19 protein-coding genes and 2 pseudogenes are annotated in these 19,881 nt (G+C 35.7%); 14 read left to right on the top strand and 7 right to left on the bottom strand.

From position 1 onward, the window contains the following. The first annotated feature begins 9 nt into the window (after positions 1-9). The 3 genes from MHB48_RS09950 (at position 10) to MHB48_RS09940 (ending at position 2,307) form a co-directional block, all read left to right on the top strand. Complete coding sequence (locus MHB48_RS09950) at positions 10-1,488, top strand: AMP-binding protein (protein ID WP_342597949.1); 1,479 nt, start codon at positions 10-12, stop codon at positions 1,486-1,488. Between the two features lie 97 nt (positions 1,489-1,585). Further along, the gene (locus MHB48_RS09945) at positions 1,586-2,011 is read left to right on the top strand and encodes a thioesterase family protein (protein ID WP_342597948.1); all 426 of its coding nucleotides are present in this window, start codon (positions 1,586-1,588) and stop codon (positions 2,009-2,011) included. After that, positions 2,011-2,307, top strand: coding sequence for a hypothetical protein (locus MHB48_RS09940; RefSeq protein ID WP_342597947.1), 297 nt, complete (start codon positions 2,011-2,013; stop codon positions 2,305-2,307). Before MHB48_RS09945 ends, MHB48_RS09940 begins: the two co-directional genes overlap by 1 nt. 16 nt (positions 2,308-2,323) lie before the next feature. Here MHB48_RS09940 and MHB48_RS09935 read toward each other — a convergent pair whose 3' ends face one another. Beyond that, positions 2,324-2,617 carry a HesB/YadR/YfhF family protein gene (locus tag MHB48_RS09935; protein WP_342597946.1) on the bottom strand — a complete coding sequence of 98 codons (294 nt, stop codon included), beginning with the start codon at positions 2,615-2,617 and terminating at the stop codon, positions 2,324-2,326. Between the two features lie 24 nt (positions 2,618-2,641). After that, entirely contained in the window at positions 2,642-3,247 is a 606-nt protein-coding gene (plsY, locus tag MHB48_RS09930; protein WP_342597945.1) for a glycerol-3-phosphate 1-O-acyltransferase PlsY, read from the bottom strand. Positions 3,248-3,675: 428 nt separating this feature from the next. Here plsY and parE point away from each other — a divergent pair, with 428 nt between their 5' ends. Genes parE through MHB48_RS09915 form a run of 3 tightly spaced genes read left to right on the top strand, consistent with a single transcriptional unit; the run spans position 3,676 to position 9,290 of the window. Continuing rightward, a complete protein-coding gene (gene parE, locus MHB48_RS09925; RefSeq protein ID WP_342597944.1) occupies positions 3,676-5,649 on the top strand; it encodes a DNA topoisomerase IV subunit B in 1,974 nt (657 codons plus the stop codon). Continuing rightward, positions 5,646-8,078 (top strand): DNA topoisomerase IV subunit A, encoded by a 2,433-nt coding sequence (parC, locus tag MHB48_RS09920; protein ID WP_342597943.1) that lies wholly within the window; start codon positions 5,646-5,648, stop codon positions 8,076-8,078. The genes parE and parC overlap by 4 nt, the downstream gene beginning before the upstream one ends. 9 nt (positions 8,079-8,087) lie before the next feature. Beyond that, complete coding sequence (locus tag MHB48_RS09915) at positions 8,088-9,290, top strand: MFS transporter (RefSeq protein WP_342597942.1); 1,203 nt, start codon at positions 8,088-8,090, stop codon at positions 9,288-9,290. Here the strand turns inward: MHB48_RS09915 and MHB48_RS09910 are convergent. After that, positions 9,272-9,490 (bottom strand): hypothetical protein, encoded by a 219-nt coding sequence (locus MHB48_RS09910; RefSeq protein ID WP_342597941.1) that lies wholly within the window; start codon positions 9,488-9,490, stop codon positions 9,272-9,274. The two genes, MHB48_RS09915 and MHB48_RS09910, sit on opposite strands and share 19 nt — an antisense overlap. Positions 9,491-9,640: 150 nt before the next feature. Between MHB48_RS09910 and MHB48_RS09905 the strand changes: the two genes are divergently transcribed. The 4 genes from MHB48_RS09905 (at position 9,641) to MHB48_RS09890 (ending at position 12,747) form a co-directional block, all read left to right on the top strand. Next, entirely contained in the window at positions 9,641-10,189 is a 549-nt protein-coding gene (locus MHB48_RS09905; protein ID WP_342597940.1) for a copper resistance CopC family protein, read from the top strand. Further along, the gene (locus MHB48_RS09900; protein WP_342597939.1) at positions 10,186-11,295 is read left to right on the top strand and encodes a CopD family protein; all 1,110 of its coding nucleotides are present in this window, start codon (positions 10,186-10,188) and stop codon (positions 11,293-11,295) included. Before MHB48_RS09905 ends, MHB48_RS09900 begins: the two co-directional genes overlap by 4 nt. A gap of 241 nt (positions 11,296-11,536) precedes the next feature. Then, on the top strand, positions 11,537-12,040 hold the full coding sequence (locus MHB48_RS09895) for an N-acetyltransferase family protein (RefSeq protein WP_342597938.1): 504 nt from the start codon (positions 11,537-11,539) through the stop codon (positions 12,038-12,040). Positions 12,041-12,279: 239 nt separating this feature from the next. Then, entirely contained in the window at positions 12,280-12,747 is a 468-nt protein-coding gene (locus tag MHB48_RS09890; RefSeq protein WP_342597937.1) for a GNAT family N-acetyltransferase, read from the top strand. 126 nt (positions 12,748-12,873) lie between these two features. Here the strand turns inward: MHB48_RS09890 and MHB48_RS09885 are convergent, their stop codons facing one another. Beyond that, positions 12,874-13,296 (bottom strand): DUF2809 domain-containing protein, encoded by a 423-nt coding sequence (locus MHB48_RS09885; protein ID WP_342597936.1) that lies wholly within the window; start codon positions 13,294-13,296, stop codon positions 12,874-12,876. A gap of 171 nt (positions 13,297-13,467) precedes the next feature. Here MHB48_RS09885 and MHB48_RS09880 point away from each other — a divergent pair, with 171 nt between their 5' ends. The 3 genes and pseudogenes from MHB48_RS09880 to MHB48_RS09870 all read left to right on the top strand — a co-directional run bounded on the left by MHB48_RS09880 (position 13,468) and on the right by MHB48_RS09870 (position 15,349). Beyond that, positions 13,468-13,623 (top strand): sigma factor, encoded by a 156-nt coding sequence (locus MHB48_RS09880; protein WP_342597935.1) that lies wholly within the window; start codon positions 13,468-13,470, stop codon positions 13,621-13,623. A gap of 12 nt (positions 13,624-13,635) precedes the next feature. After that, a pseudogene (locus tag MHB48_RS09875) lies at positions 13,636-13,992 on the top strand (sigma-70 family RNA polymerase sigma factor); the annotation flags it as partial. Further along, positions 13,964-15,349, top strand: a pseudogene (locus MHB48_RS09870) (DUF4652 domain-containing protein). The pseudogenes MHB48_RS09875 and MHB48_RS09870, both read left to right, overlap by 29 nt. Positions 15,350-15,931: 582 nt before the next feature. Here the strand turns inward: MHB48_RS09870 and MHB48_RS09865 are convergent. Then, complete coding sequence (locus MHB48_RS09865) at positions 15,932-16,231, bottom strand: hypothetical protein (protein ID WP_342597934.1); 300 nt, start codon at positions 16,229-16,231, stop codon at positions 15,932-15,934. Between the two features lie 312 nt (positions 16,232-16,543). On the opposite strand from MHB48_RS09865, the gene MHB48_RS09860 reads away from it, so the two are divergent. After that, on the top strand, positions 16,544-18,214 hold the full coding sequence (locus tag MHB48_RS09860) for a ribonuclease J (RefSeq protein WP_342601264.1): 1,671 nt from the start codon (positions 16,544-16,546) through the stop codon (positions 18,212-18,214). A 97-nt stretch (positions 18,215-18,311) separates the two neighbouring features. Here MHB48_RS09860 and bioB read toward each other — a convergent pair whose 3' ends face one another. Beyond that, the gene (gene bioB / locus MHB48_RS09855) at positions 18,312-19,310 is read right to left on the bottom strand and encodes a biotin synthase BioB (RefSeq protein WP_342601263.1); all 999 of its coding nucleotides are present in this window, start codon (positions 19,308-19,310) and stop codon (positions 18,312-18,314) included. Further along, positions 19,276-19,881: a biotin transporter BioY gene (locus tag MHB48_RS09850; protein WP_342601262.1), complete on the bottom strand. Its 606-nt coding sequence runs from the start codon at positions 19,879-19,881 to the stop codon at positions 19,276-19,278. Before MHB48_RS09850 ends, bioB begins: the two co-directional genes overlap by 35 nt.

Genomic DNA, 19,881 nt, shown 5'->3' with positions numbered 1-19,881 from the left:
CGGTGCAAATTGTATACAGAACAATCCTGGATTTATAAACGAGCAGCACTGTCTCCAACAAAAATTGCTTTAATAGATAGTAATTCAGGGGATCAATGGAGCTATCAAACGTTAACTGATCATATTTCTAAATGGGGTCATTATTTTCAACAGCAAAATTACGTTAAAGGCGAGCGGGTAGTTGTTCTATCGCAAAATAGAATAGAGCTATTTGCCATTTTATTCGCGTGCGGCTTAAAAGGTCTTTTGTACGTACCTCTGAATTATCGTTTGAGTACATCGGAATTAGCTCAAATTTTGGAAGACTGTAAACCAATACTCATCATTCACGACGAAGAACATCAGCAATTAAGTGATAACTTTCAACATGTAAAACGATTACTTTATTCAAGTGTTCTAGATGTTCAAGCATTTGCTCCTCCTACTAATACAAATTGGCTCTCGACAGATGCTTGGTTCATTATCTATACAGGGGGAACCACAGGAAATCCTAAAGGGGTAGTCCTTTCTTTTGATGCTGTAAACTGGAATGCCATAAATACGATTGTAAGTTGGGGACTGAATGATTCCGATTGTACATTAAATTATATGCCTATGTTTCATACAGGAGGATTAAATGCACTTTGTATCCCCATTTTAATGGCAGGTGGAACAGTTGTACTAGGAAGTCGTTTTCATGCAGAAGAGGCGTCGAAAGCTTTGAATACATATAAAACAACTTTGTCCCTCTTTGTACCAACTATGTATCAAGCGATGCTTGATACAGAATATATTAAGACAGCTACATTCCCAACTGTAAAAGCCTTTTTATCTGGTGGTGCACCTTGTCCGCACACGATTTATCAAAGGTTTGAAGAAAAGGGTATTTTATTTAAAGAAGGATATGGACTTACAGAAGCAGGCCCAAACAATTTCTTTATTGATCCACTAGTTGCTCAGAGGAAAAAAGGAGCAGTAGGGAAGTGTATGCAATTTAATGAGATAAAAATTATGAACGACTTTGGGGAAATATGTACAACAAACGAAGTAGGAGAGCTTTATATATTTGGGAAACATGTATTTACAAAGTATTGGAACAATGAAGAGGAGACAAGCAAGGCGTTCGTGGATGGCTGGCTAAAAACGGGCGATCTCGCAAAGTTCGATGAAGACGGAGATTATTATATTGTTGGACGACAAAAAGAGATGATTATTTCAGGTGGAGAAAACGTGTATCCTCAGGAAGTGGAGCAATGTTTAGTATTGCATCCTAACGTTCATGAAGCAGCCGTAATTGGTGTGGAAGATGAAAAATGGGGAGAATCTGTGACTGCGTTCGTCTCTAGTAAGGTAGCTTGTGAAATGGACGAAATCGAGCTATTAAATTTTTGTAAACAGGTACTTGGTAGCTATAAAGTACCGAAGAAGATATATATTCTAGAAGAACTTCCTCGGACTGCTGTTGGCAAAATTGATAAGAAGAGACTGCACGAACTAGCTATAGTATAGAATATTACTTCATCTCGATGTTATATAATTGACCCAAAGAGCTGTAAACCAAACTTTTACAGCTTTTTTGGTATAATAACATAGAGGTGACGATCGTATGTTTATAAGTGAAAAAGAAATAGAAGTGCGTTATGCGGAAACAGACCAAATGGGTGTCGTGTATCATGCCAATTATGTCATTTGGCTAGAAATAGGAAGAACACAGCTCATTAAAGACTTAGGATTTTCATACGCCGGACTTGAAAAAGATGGTTATTTATCTCCCGTTACAAATGTAAACGTGCATTATAAAACATCGGTTACTTACGGAGAAACAGTGACCATTCGTACATGGATTGAAAGCCATGGAAAGCTGCGTACTACCTATGGATACGAAATTGTACATAAGGATGGGACGATTGCATCCACCGCAACATCAGAGCATGTTGTCGTAAAAAAAGACAGTTTTCGACCTGTATCCTTAAAGAAAATTGATCCGGTATGGGATGCAAAATATAATGAAGTTGCAAAGGTACTCCTTTAATGGCTTTTGGAATAACAAGAAGTGAATTAGATCAGTGGAAACGTCAAGTAAAAAACGGACAAATCGCTTTTCTAACCCATTATTGGATAGACAAGCGATTTCCAGGATGCAATACAGTGACAAAAGTTGGCTGTAGCAATATTACTGTTCTGATTGAATGGGGTAAACAATACGGGCTAAAAGAGGAATGGATTGATTGGAAAGAAAATTATCCACATTTTGATCTATTCGGCCATTATGAGTATGAGATTATGGAAAAAGAAGGACATTTGGACCGACTAAAACGATTTAAATAAAAAAAGCGTGATATCATCACGCTTTTTTATATACATATGCTAATTCGTTTAACTTTGAATCTATTTCTACATACAAATCATGGCCATCGAAATACCACTCGTCACGTTCTTCTACAAAAAACATAATATGTTCGATTTGCACAGTTGCAGATGGCTCAAAGGGTGTATCCTTCGTTACGCCAAGTGAAAATGCATCATGAACAGGGCTTGACCCACCATAACGGGCATAAAATCGAATCGTATCTCCGTTAGTTGCTTCCATTTCGCCATGGAACCATTCCAAAGCATCAGAAGAGATGAAAATTTTCATAAGACTCACCAAGCTTTCATTAGGTTAAATCCATTTTACTTTAGGCTCTGTTCCATCTTTTATCCGTTTAATATTTGCCCGATGTCTATAAAAGATAAATACAGCTAATAGTGTAACAATTGCGATTAGCGGCCAATCTTTTTCAACCGTGAAGTAATAAACTATAGAATAAATAAATGCTATAATTGCTAGAATCATCGACGTTAAAGAAACCATTTTAGTAATCTTTAGTATAATAAAAAACCCTACAACTAAAATAACAAAGATTGGCCAATTGTAGCCTAGAAGTATTCCACCTGAAGTTGCTACCGCTTTTCCACCTTTGAAACCTGCAAAGATAGGATACATATGGCCAACAACAGCTAGAATTCCAAGTAATAATGGATGAATAGGAGCAGATTCAAATATAGCTAATGTACCAACTAATGTCGCAGCTGTTCCTTTTAGAATATCCATAATTGTAACAGCTAATCCTGCTTTTTTACCAAGTGTTCTAAACGTATTCGTACCACCTAAATTTCCGCTACCATGTTGTCGGATATCGATATTATAAAATAACTTTCCGACCCACAGTCCAGATGGGATTGAACCAATTACATACGCAAGTAAAAGCAAAATGATAATAGTCATAGCAAACTCCTTTAAATTATCAGTCTAATAATATAGTTAACTTTCTTAGTTTACCATGTACTTGAATGTATGTTCAATGGAAAGAAAATAGCCAACTGAGTTCATTACTAGCTCTAGATCAAAACAAAGTTCTTTTAAGATCTGTAGAACCACTTTCAAAAAAGATTCTTGGAGTAGCTCTCTAAGTTTTACTCGATGTGTCTATTGAAATTCCTATATTTAACATGTATGCTAAGTTTTATTCAGAGTAAAGAAGGAATTATGTATGCGAACAGAGAATGCTAGTTAAGGGTAGATTGCATTTTTATAAATATTTAAGTTACAATTAAGCTCTGGCCTTTGCTCCAGAGCTATTGACATAATGACGATCTGTTTGTACGCTTAAAAAGAATAAAGAACAGATGTTTTGTTTTTTGGAGGGAACGTATTTGAGTAAAAAAGAAATATTAACCAGTTATAGTGATGATGACATTCAGGTATTAGAAGGGTTAGAAGCCGTTCGTAAAAGACCTGGTATGTACATAGGGTCTACTGATGCCCGTGGCTTACACCATTTAGTTTATGAAATCGTCGATAATTCAGTAGATGAAAGCCTAGCTGGATTCGGAAATCATATTAGTGTGACGATTCATGAAGATCAAAGTATTACCGTGCGCGATTTCGGTCGTGGAATGCCTACAGGGATGCACAAGACCGGTATACCAACAGCTGAAGTCATTTTTACCGTGTTACACGCTGGTGGAAAATTTGGTCAAGGCGGATATAAAACAAGTGGTGGACTTCATGGGGTAGGTGCTTCCGTAGTAAATGCATTGTCTTCATTTGTAGAAGTAATCATTCATCGAGAAGGCAAAAAGTTCACGCAACGATTTGAAAACGGCGGGAAACTAGTCCAATCATTAACTCAAATTGGTACCACAAAGGAAACAGGAACTTCCGTTCACTTCCTTCCTGACAACACAATCTTCTCAACAGTGAAATATAATTATGAAACCCTATGTGAAAGACTGAGAGAGTCTGCTTTTCTTCTGAAAGGTCTTAAAATCGAACTGAAGGATGAACGTACAGATGCTCATGATATTTTTTACTATGAAACGGGAATAGAGGCTTTCGTTTCTTATTTGAATGAAGAAAAAGACGTGTTACACCCTGTTTTTTACATGGAAGGTGCACATGATGAAATTGAAGTAGAGTTTGCTTTTCAATTTAATGACGGATACTCCGAAACCATTTTGTCTTTCGTGAATAACGTACGTACCCGAGATGGTGGAACACACGAAACAGGTGCAAAAGCCGCTTTAACTAGAGTATTTAATGAATATGCACGAAAAACGAGTTTATTAAAAGAAAAAGATAAAAACTTAGATGGCTCAGATATTCGAGAAGGAATTTCTGCCATTGTTTCCGTTCGAATTCCTGAAAATATTTTGCAATTTGAAGGACAAACAAAAGGAAAACTAGGAACAAGTGAAGCAAGAAGTGCAGTAGATGCGGTTATTTCAGAAAAATTACAGTATATTTTGGAAGAAAATGCAGAACTAACTGCTTCTTTAATTCGTAAAGCGATTCGTGCGCAACAAGCTCGTGAGGCTGCACGTAAAGCACGAGAAGACGCTCGTAACGGAAAGAAACGGAAACGGTCGGATACATTGTTATCTGGAAAGCTAACCCCTGCTCAATCAAGAAATGCAGCTAAAAATGAACTGTATCTTGTCGAAGGGGATTCTGCTGGAGGATCAGCAAAACAAGGTCGAGACCGCACCTTCCAAGCAATCCTACCACTACGAGGAAAAGTTATTAATACTGAAAAAGCGAAACTCGCAGACATAATGAAAAATGAAGAAATCGCGACAATTATTCACGCAATCGGTGGTGGTGTTGGTGCTGATTTTCAAATAGCAGATATCGCATATGATAAAGTCGTTATCATGACCGATGCTGATACAGATGGTGCACATATTCAAGTGCTATTATTAACATTCTTCTATCGTTATATGAAGCCATTAATTGAGAATGGTAAGATTTATATCGCCCTTCCACCTCTATATAAAGTATATAAAGGGCTTGGTAAAAAAGAGGTATTTGAATATGCTTGGACGGAAAAAGAATTAAATGCTTCCATCCAAAAAATTGGTAAAGGAGCCACGCTTCAACGCTACAAAGGGCTTGGAGAGATGAATGCCGACCAATTATGGGATACAACGATGAATCCGGAAACTCGTACTTTAATACGTGTCACAATTGAAGATGGCGCTCGTGCGGAAAGACATGTAACGACACTTATGGGAGATAAAGTAGAGCCACGTCGTAAATGGATTGAAGCAAATGTAAACTTTAGTTTAGAGGATGATTCTAATATCTTAGAAAATGAAAGAATTCACACGGAGGATGAGTTAGTATGACACAAACCGAACGTTATCAAGATTTACCACTAGAAGAAGTGATAGGTGACCGGTTTGGACGTTATAGTAAGTACATCATTCAAGACCGCGCGTTACCAGATGCTAGAGATGGTTTAAAACCTGTTCAGCGTCGAATTTTGTTTGCTATGTTTCAAGAAGGCAATACGAATGACAAACCATTTAGAAAATCAGCCAAAACAGTCGGAAATGTTATCGGTAACTATCATCCCCATGGAGATAGTTCCGTTTATGAAGCGATGGTTCGTATGAGTCAAGATTGGAAACTTCGTCATATGCTGATCGAAATGCACGGTAATAATGGATCTGTCGATGGTGATCCACCAGCTGCAATGCGTTATACCGAAGCGAGGCTTTCTTCTATTTCACATGAATTATTACGTGATCTTAATAAAAATACAGTTGACTATATTCCAAACTTTGATGATTCTGATTCGGAGCCAATTGTGTTGCCAGCACGCTTTCCAAACCTACTCGTTAATGGATCAACAGGGATTTCTGCAGGATATGCAACCGATATTCCACCACACGCACTGCATGAAGCACTTGATGCCGTGTTAATGCGTATGGAAAATCCAGCTGCAACTGTAGATGAATTGATGACTGTCATCAAAGGACCTGATTTCCCAACCGGTGGTATTATTCAAGGGGTAGAAGGCATTAAAAAAGCATATGAGACTGGAAAAGGAAAAATTGTCGTTCGTTCTAAAACAGAAATTGAAACGATTAAAGGCGGCAAAGAACAAATTGTCGTTACAGAAATACCTTTTGAAGTTAACAAAGCAAATTTAATCAAAAAAATAGATGAACAGCGTCATGATAAACGTTTGGATGGTATAGCGGACGTTCGCGATGAGTCCGACCGTACAGGTTTACGTATCGTCATTGAAATGAAAAAAGAAGTAGATGCACATGGTATTTTACAATTCTTATTTAAAAATACCGACCTTCAAGTAACGTACAATTTCAATATGATTGCCATTCATAACCGTCGACCAACGATGATGACTTTGCCACTAATGCTAGACTCTTATATCAATCATCAAAAAGAAGTAGTTACGCGTCGCACAGAATTTGATTTGAAAAAAGCGAGGGAACGTCTGCATATCGTCGCAGGTCTGATGAAAGCTTTATCTATCCTTGATGAAGTTATTAGAACGATCCGTGCATCTAAAGATAAAAAAGATGCAAAAAACAACTTAATGACCGCTTATGACTTCTCTGAGGCTCAAGCGGAAGCAATTGTTTCCTTACAGTTATATCGATTAACAAACACCGATATTACGGAGCTTCAAAAAGAAGAAAAGTCATTAAATGCTCTTGTAAAAGAATTAGAAAGTATTCTAGGAAAAGAATCGGTTCTGATGAAGGTTATCAAGAAAGAGCTGTTAGAAGTAAGAAAACAATTTGCAGAAACACGTAAATCCATTATTGAAAATGAAATTGAAGAAATTAAAGTAACGCTAGACGTTCTAATTCCAAGTGAAGAAGTAATCGTGACTGTCACAAAAGATGGCTATGTGAAGCGTACTAGTTTAAGATCCTATACGGCATCGAATGGACAGGATTTTGCAATAAAAGAATCCGATTACCTATTATTCCAAAAACCAATCAATACACAACACCATTTACTTCTCTTTACTTCTAGAGGGAACTACATTTATCAGCCAGTGCATGAATTACCAGATATTCGTTGGAAAGATCTAGGTCAGCATATTTCTAGTATTGTGCCATTAGAAGCCAATGAAACAATCATTAATGTAATTGGTATTGATTCCTTTGATCTTGATTTATGTGTGCTTACTGCAACAAAAGAAGGTCAAATTAAGCGATCTTTACTATCCGATTATGTCGTTCAGCGCTACGCTCGTCCGATCAAGACTATTAATTTGAAAAAGAATGATGAACTAATACTTGCACAGCTTGTATCACCGTCTGACGAAGTATTATTTACGACACACTTCAGTTACTCAGTTCGCTTCTCCTTAGATGAAGTGCCGATAACTGGGGTAAAAACAGGCGGCGTAAAAGGGATAAATTTAAAAGAGGACGATTATGTAGTAAGTGTAAATGTGATTTCTCAACAAAGTAACGAAGATATCATGTTAGTTACCCAACGCGGGGCTGTAAAGAAAATGGCACTAAATGAAGTGGAATCTGGAGCACGAGCGAAACGAGGAATTGTTACACTTCGAGAGTTAAAAACAAATGCACATCGTGTGTTTGCTGTTGTTCTAGCAGATAGAAATAATGAAATTGTCATAGAAACAGAAAAAGGACTACAAGAAATTATTCAGACGAATACATTCCGTCCTTCTGATCGATATTCCAATGGATCATTTGTTGTTGATGTAGATAAAGATGGACACCTTGTTCGAGTTTGGAAAAAAACAGTCGAACAGGAACAATAAGGGTATATTATGTGGAGAAATAAGAATGTTTGGATAGTACTTATAGGGGAGTTAATAGCAGGACTTGGTTTATGGAGTGGCATCATAGGTAATCTGGAGTTTATGCAAGAAAAAGTGCCTTCTGATTTCCATAAATCATTAATACTAGCAAGTGGTCTGTTAGCAGGTGTTTTAACCGGTCCACTTGCTGGTAAAATAATTGATCAATCGAAGAAAAAAACAGTTTTAATTCTTTCAGGCATTGGTAGAGTTCTCAGTGTTTTATTTATGTTCGTAGCTATTGAAACAGGGTCTATTTGGTGGATGCTTTTATTTTTAATTAGTTTACAGATATCTGCATCCTTTTATTTTCCCGCGTTACAAGCAACGCTGCCATTGATCGTAAAAGAGCGAGATTTATTACAATTGAATGGTTGGCATATGAATATTGCAACAATTGCTCGAATTGCTGGAACTGCAAGTGCTGGTCTTGCACTAGTTTATTGGCCAATTCAGTCTTTGTATATCCTTTCGATGATTGCGTATGCGGTACTATTAGTATTTACTTACATGTTAAAAATAGAGGAAAAGGAAAAAGAAGCTCAAGACGTGGAAAAAGGGAAGAATGGGTTTAAGGAAGTGTTTCCTATGCTTAAGGAGAATACTCCGGTGCTTATGACACTTATTTTAACGCTCATTCCGGTCTTGTTTTTAGGGTCGTTCAACTTAATTGTCATTAATGTTAGCGAACTCCAAGAATCTACCTCCATCAAAGGAATAATTTATGCAGTCGAAGGTATCTCTTTTATGATTGGAACACTCGTTGTTAAGTATATCGGACAGAAATGGAAAACAAAGAACATATTGTTTACTTTTGTATTATTCATAGGATTCGCGGAAATCCTATTATTCTTTGTAGAAAATCCATACTTAACTTTACTTAGCTTTGCGCTTTTAGGATTTTCAATTGGCTGTTTCTTCCCAACAGCACTGACTATTTTCCAAAAGCAAGTACCTAAAGCGTATCATGGACGATTCTTTTCATTTCGCAGTATGTTAGACCGTATATCGTTCCAAGTCGTATTGCTATCCGCTGGAGCACTTCTCGATCTTATTGGCCTAGCATATATGGCAGTAGTGTTTGGTACAATCAGTATTTCATTGTCTTCCTTTTTTCTATTTCAAACGAAAAAACGCGGAGTTACTTTTCATTCTCAAACTACTGAAGCATAATAAAAAGCATTTCCATCAGGTACCATACCTTGTCGGAAATGCTTTTTATGTTTGTTTTGCTGTTGTTGTTGCTTTTCCTTCTTAGTTTTTGTCTTACGTACATGCGTACTAAAATCGATTTCATTTCGCATTATAGTGACGTCTTTCCCAACAGTTCGAAACAGATGTTCTCGTTTCCGTTTAGCCATTGATTTTGCCATTCCATTCACTCCCATATTTAAATATAATTACTTCAATAGAATACATGAATGGATATAAAAATTCAAATTTCATACTTTCTTCAAAACTATGTGGTATAAGTATTAATGCAGATATACAAATCTAGAATTAAAGCTTTGGAGGAAAGAAAATTGAAAAAAATACTATTAGCTACAATTGCATGCTTATTCCTTTTCGGAAACCAAGCACTTGCACACACTGGTTTAGAAAGCTCCAATCCAGCAAACGGAAGCACTGTTACAGAGCAATTAAATGATATTACGCTAACATTTGAATCCAAAATCGAACAGACAAGTTCATTTGAATTAAAAAATGCAAATAATGAAGTTTTCCCCATAAATAATCTGATCGTTTCTGAATCGTCCATGACAGGTTCAGTTGATCAATTAAACAATGGAGATTACACAATCGCATGGAAAATCATCGGTGCGGATGGACATCCAATACAAGGGGAAGTAGCATTTACATTAAATGCTCCAATTGCGGATAATACAACAGTAGAAGAGGAAGTTACTGAAACTGAAGTAGAAGTGACAAATGAACCAGAAACAACTTCCGTAGCACCGACACCAACAGAAACAAAAGAATCGTCGAATACAGGAATGATTAGCATCATTGTTGTTTTAGTTCTTGTGCTTGCTGGTAGTGCATGGTGGATGGCACGGAGAAAAAATAAATGATGTTTCTTCTAACTACAATTAGCGAAGCATTATTATACACATGCTTTGCGTTGTTATTAGGGAACTATATTTTTTCACTCATTCCATCTGATAAGAAACCAGAAATAGTTGTTCCTCGAAAATATAAACTAATAGCAGTGGTAGGTATTACATTGTTTTCATTTATACCTATATTAAGCATCGTAAGTTACTTATTGGAGGACTATAATCTTCCTTATGTCTTAAAAACATTGTTCCTATCTTTTGAGGTCGGAAAAGCTTGGTTAATGACATTTATTTTAAGCGTTATATTGGGATTGTTTATTCTGATATTTGATCATAAAAAAAAGAGTATTTATCCACTAATCGGCAGTTTCTTTGTTTTCTTGTTAATGATAGGAGTAGGGTGGACAAGCCATGCGCATTCCGTTTACGGATTGCAAGGTTTAATTACACATACTGTTCATTTTGCAACTGTTGTAATTTGGGTTGGAATTTTATTTGTCGTTAGTTGGTTTTCCAAAAATAAAGAGAACTGGCTCAGCTTTTTAGGTTGGTTCCATGTTACAGCAATTTTTAGTTTTGCCATTATTGTCATTACGGGATTATCCTTAATGAATTTTGCGATGGATTGGAAGGTGTATCCTAGCACTTGGATGATTCCTTATGGGCAAAGCTTACTTATTAAACATTTACTTATTCTTCCGTTGATTGGATATGCGTTTATCAATGGTGTATTGATGAAGAGTAAACTGCGTAAGGATTCTAATATGGATCCGAGAGCCTGGACGAAGCTTGAGTTTTTTATCATCCTACTTATTTTTGCGGCAACAGGAGCATTGAGCCAACAGTCTCCTCCACATATTGTAGATTCCTTATTAAGTACGGATACGTTGATACAATTTTTCAGCATCTTTGGCTTAGAACAACCTATACAGAGCGTATTCTCCGTTCAATTTGTACTAGGTTTGAATGGCATTTTATTAATAATCTTAGCAGGTCTATTCTTCGTTCTAAGTGTGTTTTCCTTTATTAGAAAAATGCCACCATTATTTTCATTTATTATGAGTGTTTTAGCTGTTTTTTCTGGATATATAGCATTAATGCTCAGTATTCAATTCGTATAAGAATCAAATGTAAAGCATTTCCACCGGGATTTATGACCGGGATGGAAATGCTATTTTATTTAATAAATAGGCGTTGTGTTGTTATTTGGTAGAAACCGCGAGAGTCTACCGCAAATTATAAGCTATTAAACAACAGTAAAATATAACAGTACCAATAATTACGAAATATGTATCTTTCATAAGAAACCTCGTATAATCATTTTAGTTCTACTATTCAAACATATTAAAGTGAGGGAAATTTATGGACCAAGATTTAAAGTTTGACGAAATGACTGCAAGTGATTGGCAGCAAGTACAAGCTATTTTTACAGAAGGTATACATACCGGAAATGCTACCTTTCAAACAAAAGCACCTACTTGGGAAGAATGGGATATGTCTCATTCGAAAGAATGCAGGCTCGTAGCGCGTTTAAATGGAGAAGTGGCAGGTTGGATTGCCCTAAGCCCAATCTCGAGCAGAGAGGCGTTTTCTGGCGTCTCTGAGGTAAGTGTTTATGTTACACATTCAGTAACCGGAATGAGAATTGGTAGCAAACTTTTAAAAGAACTAGTAACAGCTAGTGAAAAGCATGGATTTTGGACACTGCAGTCCATGATTTTCCCTGAAAATGAAGGTAGCATAAAACTACATAGAAAATTTGGATTTGAAGAAATAGGAACACCCAAACGTATGGGCAAATTAAATGGAGTTTGGCGTGATGTTGTATTGCTTGAGCGTAGAAGTAATGTTGTAGGAATCGATTAAAATACACCAGTTGGCCTAGCAGAAAAATGAATTTCATAGCTTCCCAAACCGTTTAGACTCTACTAAGATCTAATCGGTTTTTTTATACGTGTAACCTTTAAAACAATTTACGGATATGGATATTTGATTATTCTGATATTATTGATAAAATGATAGAAGATTTCTCACAATAAAAAGATATTAGATATTAATAGAAAATGAGAATTTGATCTGTTAAAACAGATCTGAGGGAGGGCTATGTGTTAATAAAACTGGCAGTGAAAAAGGATGTTGAACTAATTCTAGAAGTTTTGAACAAAGTAACGTTACATTTGCACAAAAGAGGAATTAATCAATGGGAATATCCATGGGATTCAGTCCATATTAAAAATGGAATCGAGGAAAGTAATACATATAAATTAGTAGTAGATGACAACGTCATTGGAACATTTGTAATTCAAACTATAGATCATTTAAATAAGCTCACTATAAGAGCAGATAGTTTGTATGTTGGTAGGATTGCTATTCTTCCAGAATATCAAGGAAGAAATATTGGTTCGATGATTATTGATTTCGCGAACTCATTTGCACATTCCAAAAATCAAGATATGTATTTAGATTGCTGGGCTGGCAATAGAAAGCTAAAAGATTTTTATCTTCATAATGGCTTGGACTATGTAGGTGATTTTCCTGTGAAAGATTATTGGATTAGCATATTTAAATTTTAACTCTGTAAAACGATCGTGTTGTTACATGACGAAAATCCGCTCGCTTTCCACAGGAGTTACGCGGATTTTCTTTACAAAATATATGCCTTTAATACAAGAGCCTAATATAATAAAGAGGAGATTTAATCAACGCTGATGGAACGTAAGTGTCGCCTTATCCAAGACTGCGGCAATTGTAATCCCTATTGTATATCGAATTAAGTCCACTATTAGAAACCCTTTCCCCAGAATCAATGCTCCGAGAAATGTTCCCCGAATTTGATTGATCCAGTCTGCTTGATACACCTGACTGAATTCAATACCAAAGCTAAACGTAAAACTAAGCCAGATTGCTGTAAATAAGGACCTACTCACTAATAAGAAACGGAATCCGAAAAAGACCATCATTGCCCAAAGCACATCCCCGGCATTTTGCGATACAAATAACGGAAGTAATTGGCTGTATTTTCTGGAGGCTAGACCTAATAAAATTGTCATGATAATAGCTACGATATAAGCCATTCTCCTATTAATGTATCTTGAGTTAGTAGATTTGTTTTTAGAAGACATTAGAATCACCCACTAGCATAGTTTTGATAATAGTTAACTTTGAATATACAAGTAATTTGTGATAGAAACAATAACAACTGTTTAGAAAAATTAATATATTTACATAATCCGAAAACGTGCTCCATTTATGGATCGTCAATTATTCAAAAGCAAGAAAGGGGGATTGTGACAGTGAACCGTTTTTTAGCAGAACAGAAATTTCAAAACGTCATGCAGGATCATATGGACTATTTATTAAAGCTAGCTTATTTATACGTAAAAGATTGGCCAGCAGCGGAGGATATCGTGCAGGATGTATTTTTAAATTTTTATCAAAAGTTTGAGTAATTTGAAGAACGTTCATCCTTAAAGACCTATTTAGCAAAGATGACGATTAATAAATGCAAGGATTATTTAAAAAGTTGGCGTTATCGCAAGCAAATCTTAACGACTAGTTTTTTGAATCCAGCAAAGAAAGCGCGAAACCGAATCGTAGAACAAGATGAAAAATTGGAGCTCGCTGATGCAGTCTTAGAGCTACCATTAAAATATCGAGAAGTAATTATTTATTATTATTTTGAGGAGTTATCGGTACTAGAAGTTTCTCAAATATTAGCCATTTCGGACAACACCGTAAAGACCAGGTTAAGGAAAGCGCGGGCACTTTTAAAGGTACAATTGAAACATAATGAATGGGAGGTGCTTATTCATGAATGAGATTAAACAACAATTGATTGAGAAAATAGGCGACACATCAGACCGGGCAATTCGTGTACAACAACAGGTTAACTTGAAAAAATCAAAGCAAACCATAGTAAAAAAAGAGCAATGGGCGCATTACTCAACGATAGTTGCTTTTTTAGGTTTGCTAGCATTTAGTATCTATATAATCCCTTCTGCTTTAAATAAAGAGGAGAGCCAGTTATCTGAACCAGAACCCACGGAATTAGTAGTCCCGAATGAAGAAGACATCGATGAAGAAAATACTCTAGATGGAAAGGGAGTAGAGGGACTAGTTCTAGAAAAAGCGGAATATTACGAGGAAATGATACAATATTTCCCTCCAGACGGCGCGGAAGCAATCTTTTTAGGTGGATATGAAAATGGTGGTACCAAAACACAAACTTTTTGGTTAAGTGATTATTATATCCAACAAATAACTAGTAATGATGGAGCGATTATAGAACAAATTTATCGTGTGAATGGGGAACAGGTAGAATTAGTCTATAGAGAAAACATTGATGGATCAGCCCCATCCCAATTAACAATGGAAGAATTAAATGAACTGCCAATGAAAGAAGTTGTTTTAAAAGCGCCAATTGAACTAGGAAGTGAATATGGTGAGTGGACCGTGACTGCACTAGCAGCAAAGGTGACGACGACGTATGGAACCTTCACGAATGTGTTAGTAGTTGAAAATGCAGTGGATAATTTCCGTACAAAAAAATATTTTGCTTCCGGATTTGGACTAGTGAAAATAGTATCAGAGTCTTTTAATGAAAGTAGTGGTAAATATGATACCGTTATGATGGATGATTTATCCGAATTTATTTTGCCAGAGGCTGAGAAAATAGCAACACCTGCACATTTTGATGCTAATGTAGTAAATAATTTTGAACCTACTTTTCATTCCCCTTGGAAACCTTCACCGGGTGGAAAACAACAAGCGACAATTGAAGGAAGAGGCGAACAAGCTGGTGAAGAAGGAGAAGCGGTGCTCGTAATAGAAAACCTTGAAACGAGCGAATCCACCATATATAAACTAAAAGATAATGAGCACGGTTAATATTCCCCTAAAGTTGTAGAGTGGATTGATGAAAACAGACTATTTGTCATTATTGGTTACTCTAATGGCATGGTAACCACAGGTGGTAAACTGTATGAACTGAATATTAAGGACAATATCGTTACTCCAATTATCGAAGATTTAGCACCGAGAGAAGAGATTATGTCCCTTACAGTCAATGAAGACGGCACATTCACTTATCAAAAACATGTTTATGATAATGATGATTTTAATTATGATGAAGCCCATATAGAAGAAGGAACACTCACAATTCCGCCAGTAAAATAGGTGAAAACGTAAATAGCTCAATTCTAGTCAAATAGAACTGAGCTTAATTTTATATGTGAGATAATTTTGTGTTTAGGGATAATATAGGAATTAGTTAATAAAGCTGTAGCAGAATGTAAAAAAGAAAACAGATGAAGAAATTAGAAAATTATGTTGTTTATTAACTGGAAAGGTTTAGACAACTATTAAAATAGGCAAGTTAGTGAAGAATATAAATGAAACCGGGTATCAGAAATTTATATAATATGGACAATGATCAAATTTTCCAAAGTAAATAGCTACAGTAGTAATTTACATATGTAATTAAAGTGATTTTTTATGAATTTTTCTCAAATATCTCAATATTTAAAGTATACTTTTTCATTGAGATTCAACTACAAATAATTTATATTATGTAAACTAAAATAAAAAAAGATAAAAGAGGTCTCAATTATTAGGCCCTTTCTATTTCAATAATTGAACACTGTTTTCTAGTACTACATTCATGTTACTTTATTGTTTTTAGCAAAAATTCTTACTTCCTCTAACAACTCTTTATCAGAAGTTGTATTTAACTCAATAGGATCTTTCGGGTTCTTTCCTCTAACAATAGAATATTTCGCTCTCTTTAACAGCAACTGCATCCATGTATTTTGCAATTAGTTGTAGAATTCGTTCATCTTTTTGAGATGAATAAATGCTATTGTTTTTATTATTTAAATGGCTATCCGTAACAAATGTTCCAAGTAACCAAGCCATTTCATGTGACCAAGTTTTAAAGAAATTTTCATTTACTTTGTCTTCCCTTGGTTGACCAGCATATTGTTCCCTATTCATTGGTATAGCGTGTTTAATTAGGACATTGCGAAAAGCTGGACCAGTAATTCCTATAATTTGTTCCAAGACCAGCCACTTTTGTACACCTCAATAATAACAACATCTGTCATACCAGGATTTCTTCTCATTACTATCCTCCCTTCTTTTTTCAATACTATCTCTATAATACAAACGAACGTTCTGGTATTCAACTTATGGAATAGGCGCTATTAATCATCATGTAGTTATCTGTCGAAAATCCGTCAAGCTTTTCCCCTATTGCTCCACCAATTTTTGGTCCCTTATCCTTTATAAGATATATAACTTTAAAATCTCCTTATAAAAATCATGCAATAGGTAATACTTAAAGTAGGCATTTTTTATAGGAGGTTTGTTAGTTTGAATAAAACAGAGCAGGAACTATCCATTTTCGCACTCGGAGGTCTGTATGAAATTGGTAAGAATATGTACGTCATCCAATCGTTTGATGATATTGTGGTAATAGATTGCGGGTCCAAATTACCAGATGAAAGTCTGTTAGGATTAAATTTAATTATTCAGGACATCTCTTACTTAAAAGAAAATCAAGATAAAATCAGAGCTTTAATTGTTACTCATGGAGATAGAGAACATATCGGAGGTATCCTCTATTTCTTAAAACAGTTACAGGTGCCTGTCTATGCGCCAAATCTAATTCATGGTCTAATTGTAAACAGATTAGAGGAATATGATCTTCTAGACAAAGTAATGCTATATATGATTGATGCAGATTCCAAATTGAGGAATGGAACGATTAAAACGACTTTTTTCCATACTAGTTACAGTAATCCAGATAGTTTAGGCATAGCATTCCAAACTCCACAAGGATTAATCATACATACTGGTTATTTTAATTTTGATTGGAGTATCGTAAATCAGGAATCACCGGATATTCAAAAAATAGCCGAAATTTCTCAAGATGGAGTGCTTTTACTTTTATCCGATAGCACAAATGCAGAAAAAGCAGGATATACATTAACGGAACAAAAAATTGCTGATGATATAGAAGGAGCGTTTAGACGTGCAACTCAAAAAATATTCATTTCAACGATTACATCTAATATTCAACGCATACAACAAATAATAAATGCTTCTGAGAAAACCAATCGTAAGCTTGTATTACTTGGCACAAACATGATTAATGCTGTATCTGTTGCATTAGATCTTCGTTACTTGACCATCCCAGTTGGAATGTTAATAGAATCTCATGAAATATGTAGATACGATCCTGACCAAGTGACCATCCTTTGTACAGGATGCCAAGGTGAACCTAGGTCAGCATTAGCTCGTTTAGCAGGCTCAAGCTATGTAGATGTAAATGTTTTGCCTAAAGATACTGTTATTTTTGCTGCAAATCCTATACCTGGGAATGAACGAATTGTATTACGTATAATTGATCAATTATTTTTACTTGGAGCAAACGTTATTTATGGTGCAAGTAAAATTAAAGGAATGAAAGTATCTGGTCATGCGCGTCAAGAAGAGTTAAAACTAATGATCACTTTATTAAAACCGAAATATTTTATTCCCATTTCCGGTGAATATCGCATGCTTCATCAACACAGTTTATTAGCTGAAACAGTTGGCATAAAAAAAGAAAATATCTTTATTTTAAATAATGGTGATGTCGTTGATTTTGTTCATCAAGAAGCTGTTCAAGAACGTAGGATTCCTACAGGAAACGTTTTTGCAGAAGAGCTTCGTGTAGGAGATGTGCATGAAGTCGTATTGCACGATCAGAGTATGGTCTCAGAGGATGGAATGTTGGTCATTATTACAACAATTAGAAAACAGGATGGTAAGATTATTTCAGGTCCTCATACTATTTCACATGGATTTATTCATGATACTGAATCAACGGATCTAATGAATGAAGTGAATAATTACGTAAGAGCAACTATTGACAAGATACAGAATAACACTAATAGAGAACGTATCCTAAAAGAAGCTATTAAAAATACTGCTCAGCAAATTTTAGTGGCCCAAACAAACAGAAGACCGATGATTCTTCCAATAATCATTGATATGTAAGAATTGAAGAAAATAAAGAGCCTATGAGAAATCTAGGCTCTTTTTGATTTCAATTATAACGTAATTGCTCCTGTTAAAGTTTCGAAATTACTGCCTTTTAAACATTAAACAGTTCGGCTTGTTTTTCTGCAAGCTCGATTTCAAAACCTAAATCTTGTAACATTAAATAATCCTTATTGACTTCTTGTCCTTCAGTCGTTAAATAATCTCCGACAAAAATACTATTGGCAGCATATAACCCTAATGGTTGTAGAGAGCCTAAATTGACTTCACGACCACCCGAAATACGAATTTCTTTAGTTGGGTTTACAAAACGGAACAGTGCAAGTACTTTTAAACAATAGCGTGGGTTCAGTTCTTTCGTACCTTCTAGTTTTGTACCATCAATGGCATGTAAGAAGTTTACTGGAATCGAGTCCGCATCCAGACGACGAAGTGCTCGTGCGATATCTATTACATCTTCCTTCGTTTCTTTCATACCAACAATTGCACCGGAACATGGAGAAATACCATGTTTTTTGACAACTTCCACTGTATTTACTCGGTCCTCGTATGTATGTGAGGTAGTAATGTAATCGTGATGACGTTCCGATGTATTTAAGTTGTGGTTATATCGGTCGACACCTGCATTTTTCAGCTGTTCAGCTTGTTCATTTTTTAATAGTCCTAAGCAAGCACATACTTTTAAACCATATTTTTCTTTAATTTCTTCTACCGCCTCACTGACAACATTTACGTCTTTACGTGTTGGACCACGACCACTTGCGACGATACAGTATGTACCGATTTGGTTTTCAAACGCACGTTTCGCACCTTCTAAAATTTCTTCTTTTGAAATGAATGGATATTTATCAATCGGTGCAGTGGATTTCGATGACTGGGAACAATATCCACAATCCTCTGGGCAATAGCCACTTTTCGCATTCATAATCATATTTAGTTTTACTTTCTTCCCATAGTAATGCTTACGAATTGTAAAAGCACCATGAAGTAAGGGTAGCAGTTCATCATCTGATGTTGTTAAGATTAGCATTGCCTCTTCATTTGTTAATTCTTTACCTTCAATAACTTCTTGAGCTAGTGTTTGCCAGTTCATTTTGTACGCCTCTTTTCGTTGAATGTATTGTTTTTAATAATGGATATATACGTGTAGCTAATAAACTTGAAAAAATAGCAAGTGCAATGTCAATACCTACCGTACTAAAAAATCCAGCTGCAAGTACATGAGATAAGTTTGTTGGCACATCTAGCCAAAAATTTAAGGCCAAGTAAAGATAAGTAACACCAAACGCATAAATGACAGCAGTGCCGATTAAATTTGCGACAATAAAATGTTTACGAGTAGGTTGCTCGATGCGTTCAATAAAGAAGCCAATCGTGTATGCCCCTGCAGCGAAGCCAATTAAGTAACCAAACGTAGGCTGTAGTACATACATAAACCCTCCTCCTTGTGTAAAGACCGGAAGGCCAGCTAATCCGACTAGGACATAAATCATTTGACTTTGTAAACCTCGCTTACTTCCTAATAATGAACCTGCTAAATACACAGCAATAATTTGCAATGTAAAGGGAACAATGGGCAAAGGAATTTTAATAAAAGCTCCAATTGCAGTCATTGCGGCAAAAATTGCAACAAGTGTAAGAGATAAAGTACGTGAATTTCTCAA

Origin of the sequence: Psychrobacillus sp. FSL H8-0483 (assembly GCF_038637725.1) — a bacterium.
GTDB lineage: Bacteria > Bacillota > Bacilli > Bacillales_A > Planococcaceae > Psychrobacillus.
The sequence above is the reverse complement of the archived record's forward strand: the minus strand, read 5'-3'. Positions and strand labels throughout refer to the sequence as shown.

Coding starts and splice junctions, on each gene's coding strand:
- MHB48_RS09945 (WP_342597948.1), top strand. CDS start 1,586: ATGTTTATAAGTGAAAAAGAAATAGAAGTGCGTTATGCGGAAACAGAC.
- MHB48_RS09940 (WP_342597947.1), top strand. CDS start 2,011: ATGGCTTTTGGAATAACAAGAAGTGAATTAGATCAGTGGAAACGTCAA.
- MHB48_RS09935 (WP_342597946.1), bottom strand. CDS start 2,617: ATGAAAATTTTCATCTCTTCTGATGCTTTGGAATGGTTCCATGGCGAA.
- plsY (WP_342597945.1), bottom strand. CDS start 3,247: ATGACTATTATCATTTTGCTTTTACTTGCGTATGTAATTGGTTCAATC.
- parC (WP_342597943.1), top strand. CDS start 5,646: ATGACACAAACCGAACGTTATCAAGATTTACCACTAGAAGAAGTGATA.
- MHB48_RS09915 (WP_342597942.1), top strand. CDS start 8,088: ATGTGGAGAAATAAGAATGTTTGGATAGTACTTATAGGGGAGTTAATA.
- MHB48_RS09910 (WP_342597941.1), bottom strand. CDS start 9,490: ATGGCAAAATCAATGGCTAAACGGAAACGAGAACATCTGTTTCGAACT.
- MHB48_RS09900 (WP_342597939.1), top strand. CDS start 10,186: ATGATGTTTCTTCTAACTACAATTAGCGAAGCATTATTATACACATGC.
- MHB48_RS09895 (WP_342597938.1), top strand. CDS start 11,537: ATGGACCAAGATTTAAAGTTTGACGAAATGACTGCAAGTGATTGGCAG.
- MHB48_RS09885 (WP_342597936.1), bottom strand. CDS start 13,296: ATGTCTTCTAAAAACAAATCTACTAACTCAAGATACATTAATAGGAGA.
- bioB (WP_342601263.1), bottom strand. CDS start 19,310: ATGAACTGGCAAACACTAGCTCAAGAAGTTATTGAAGGTAAAGAATTA.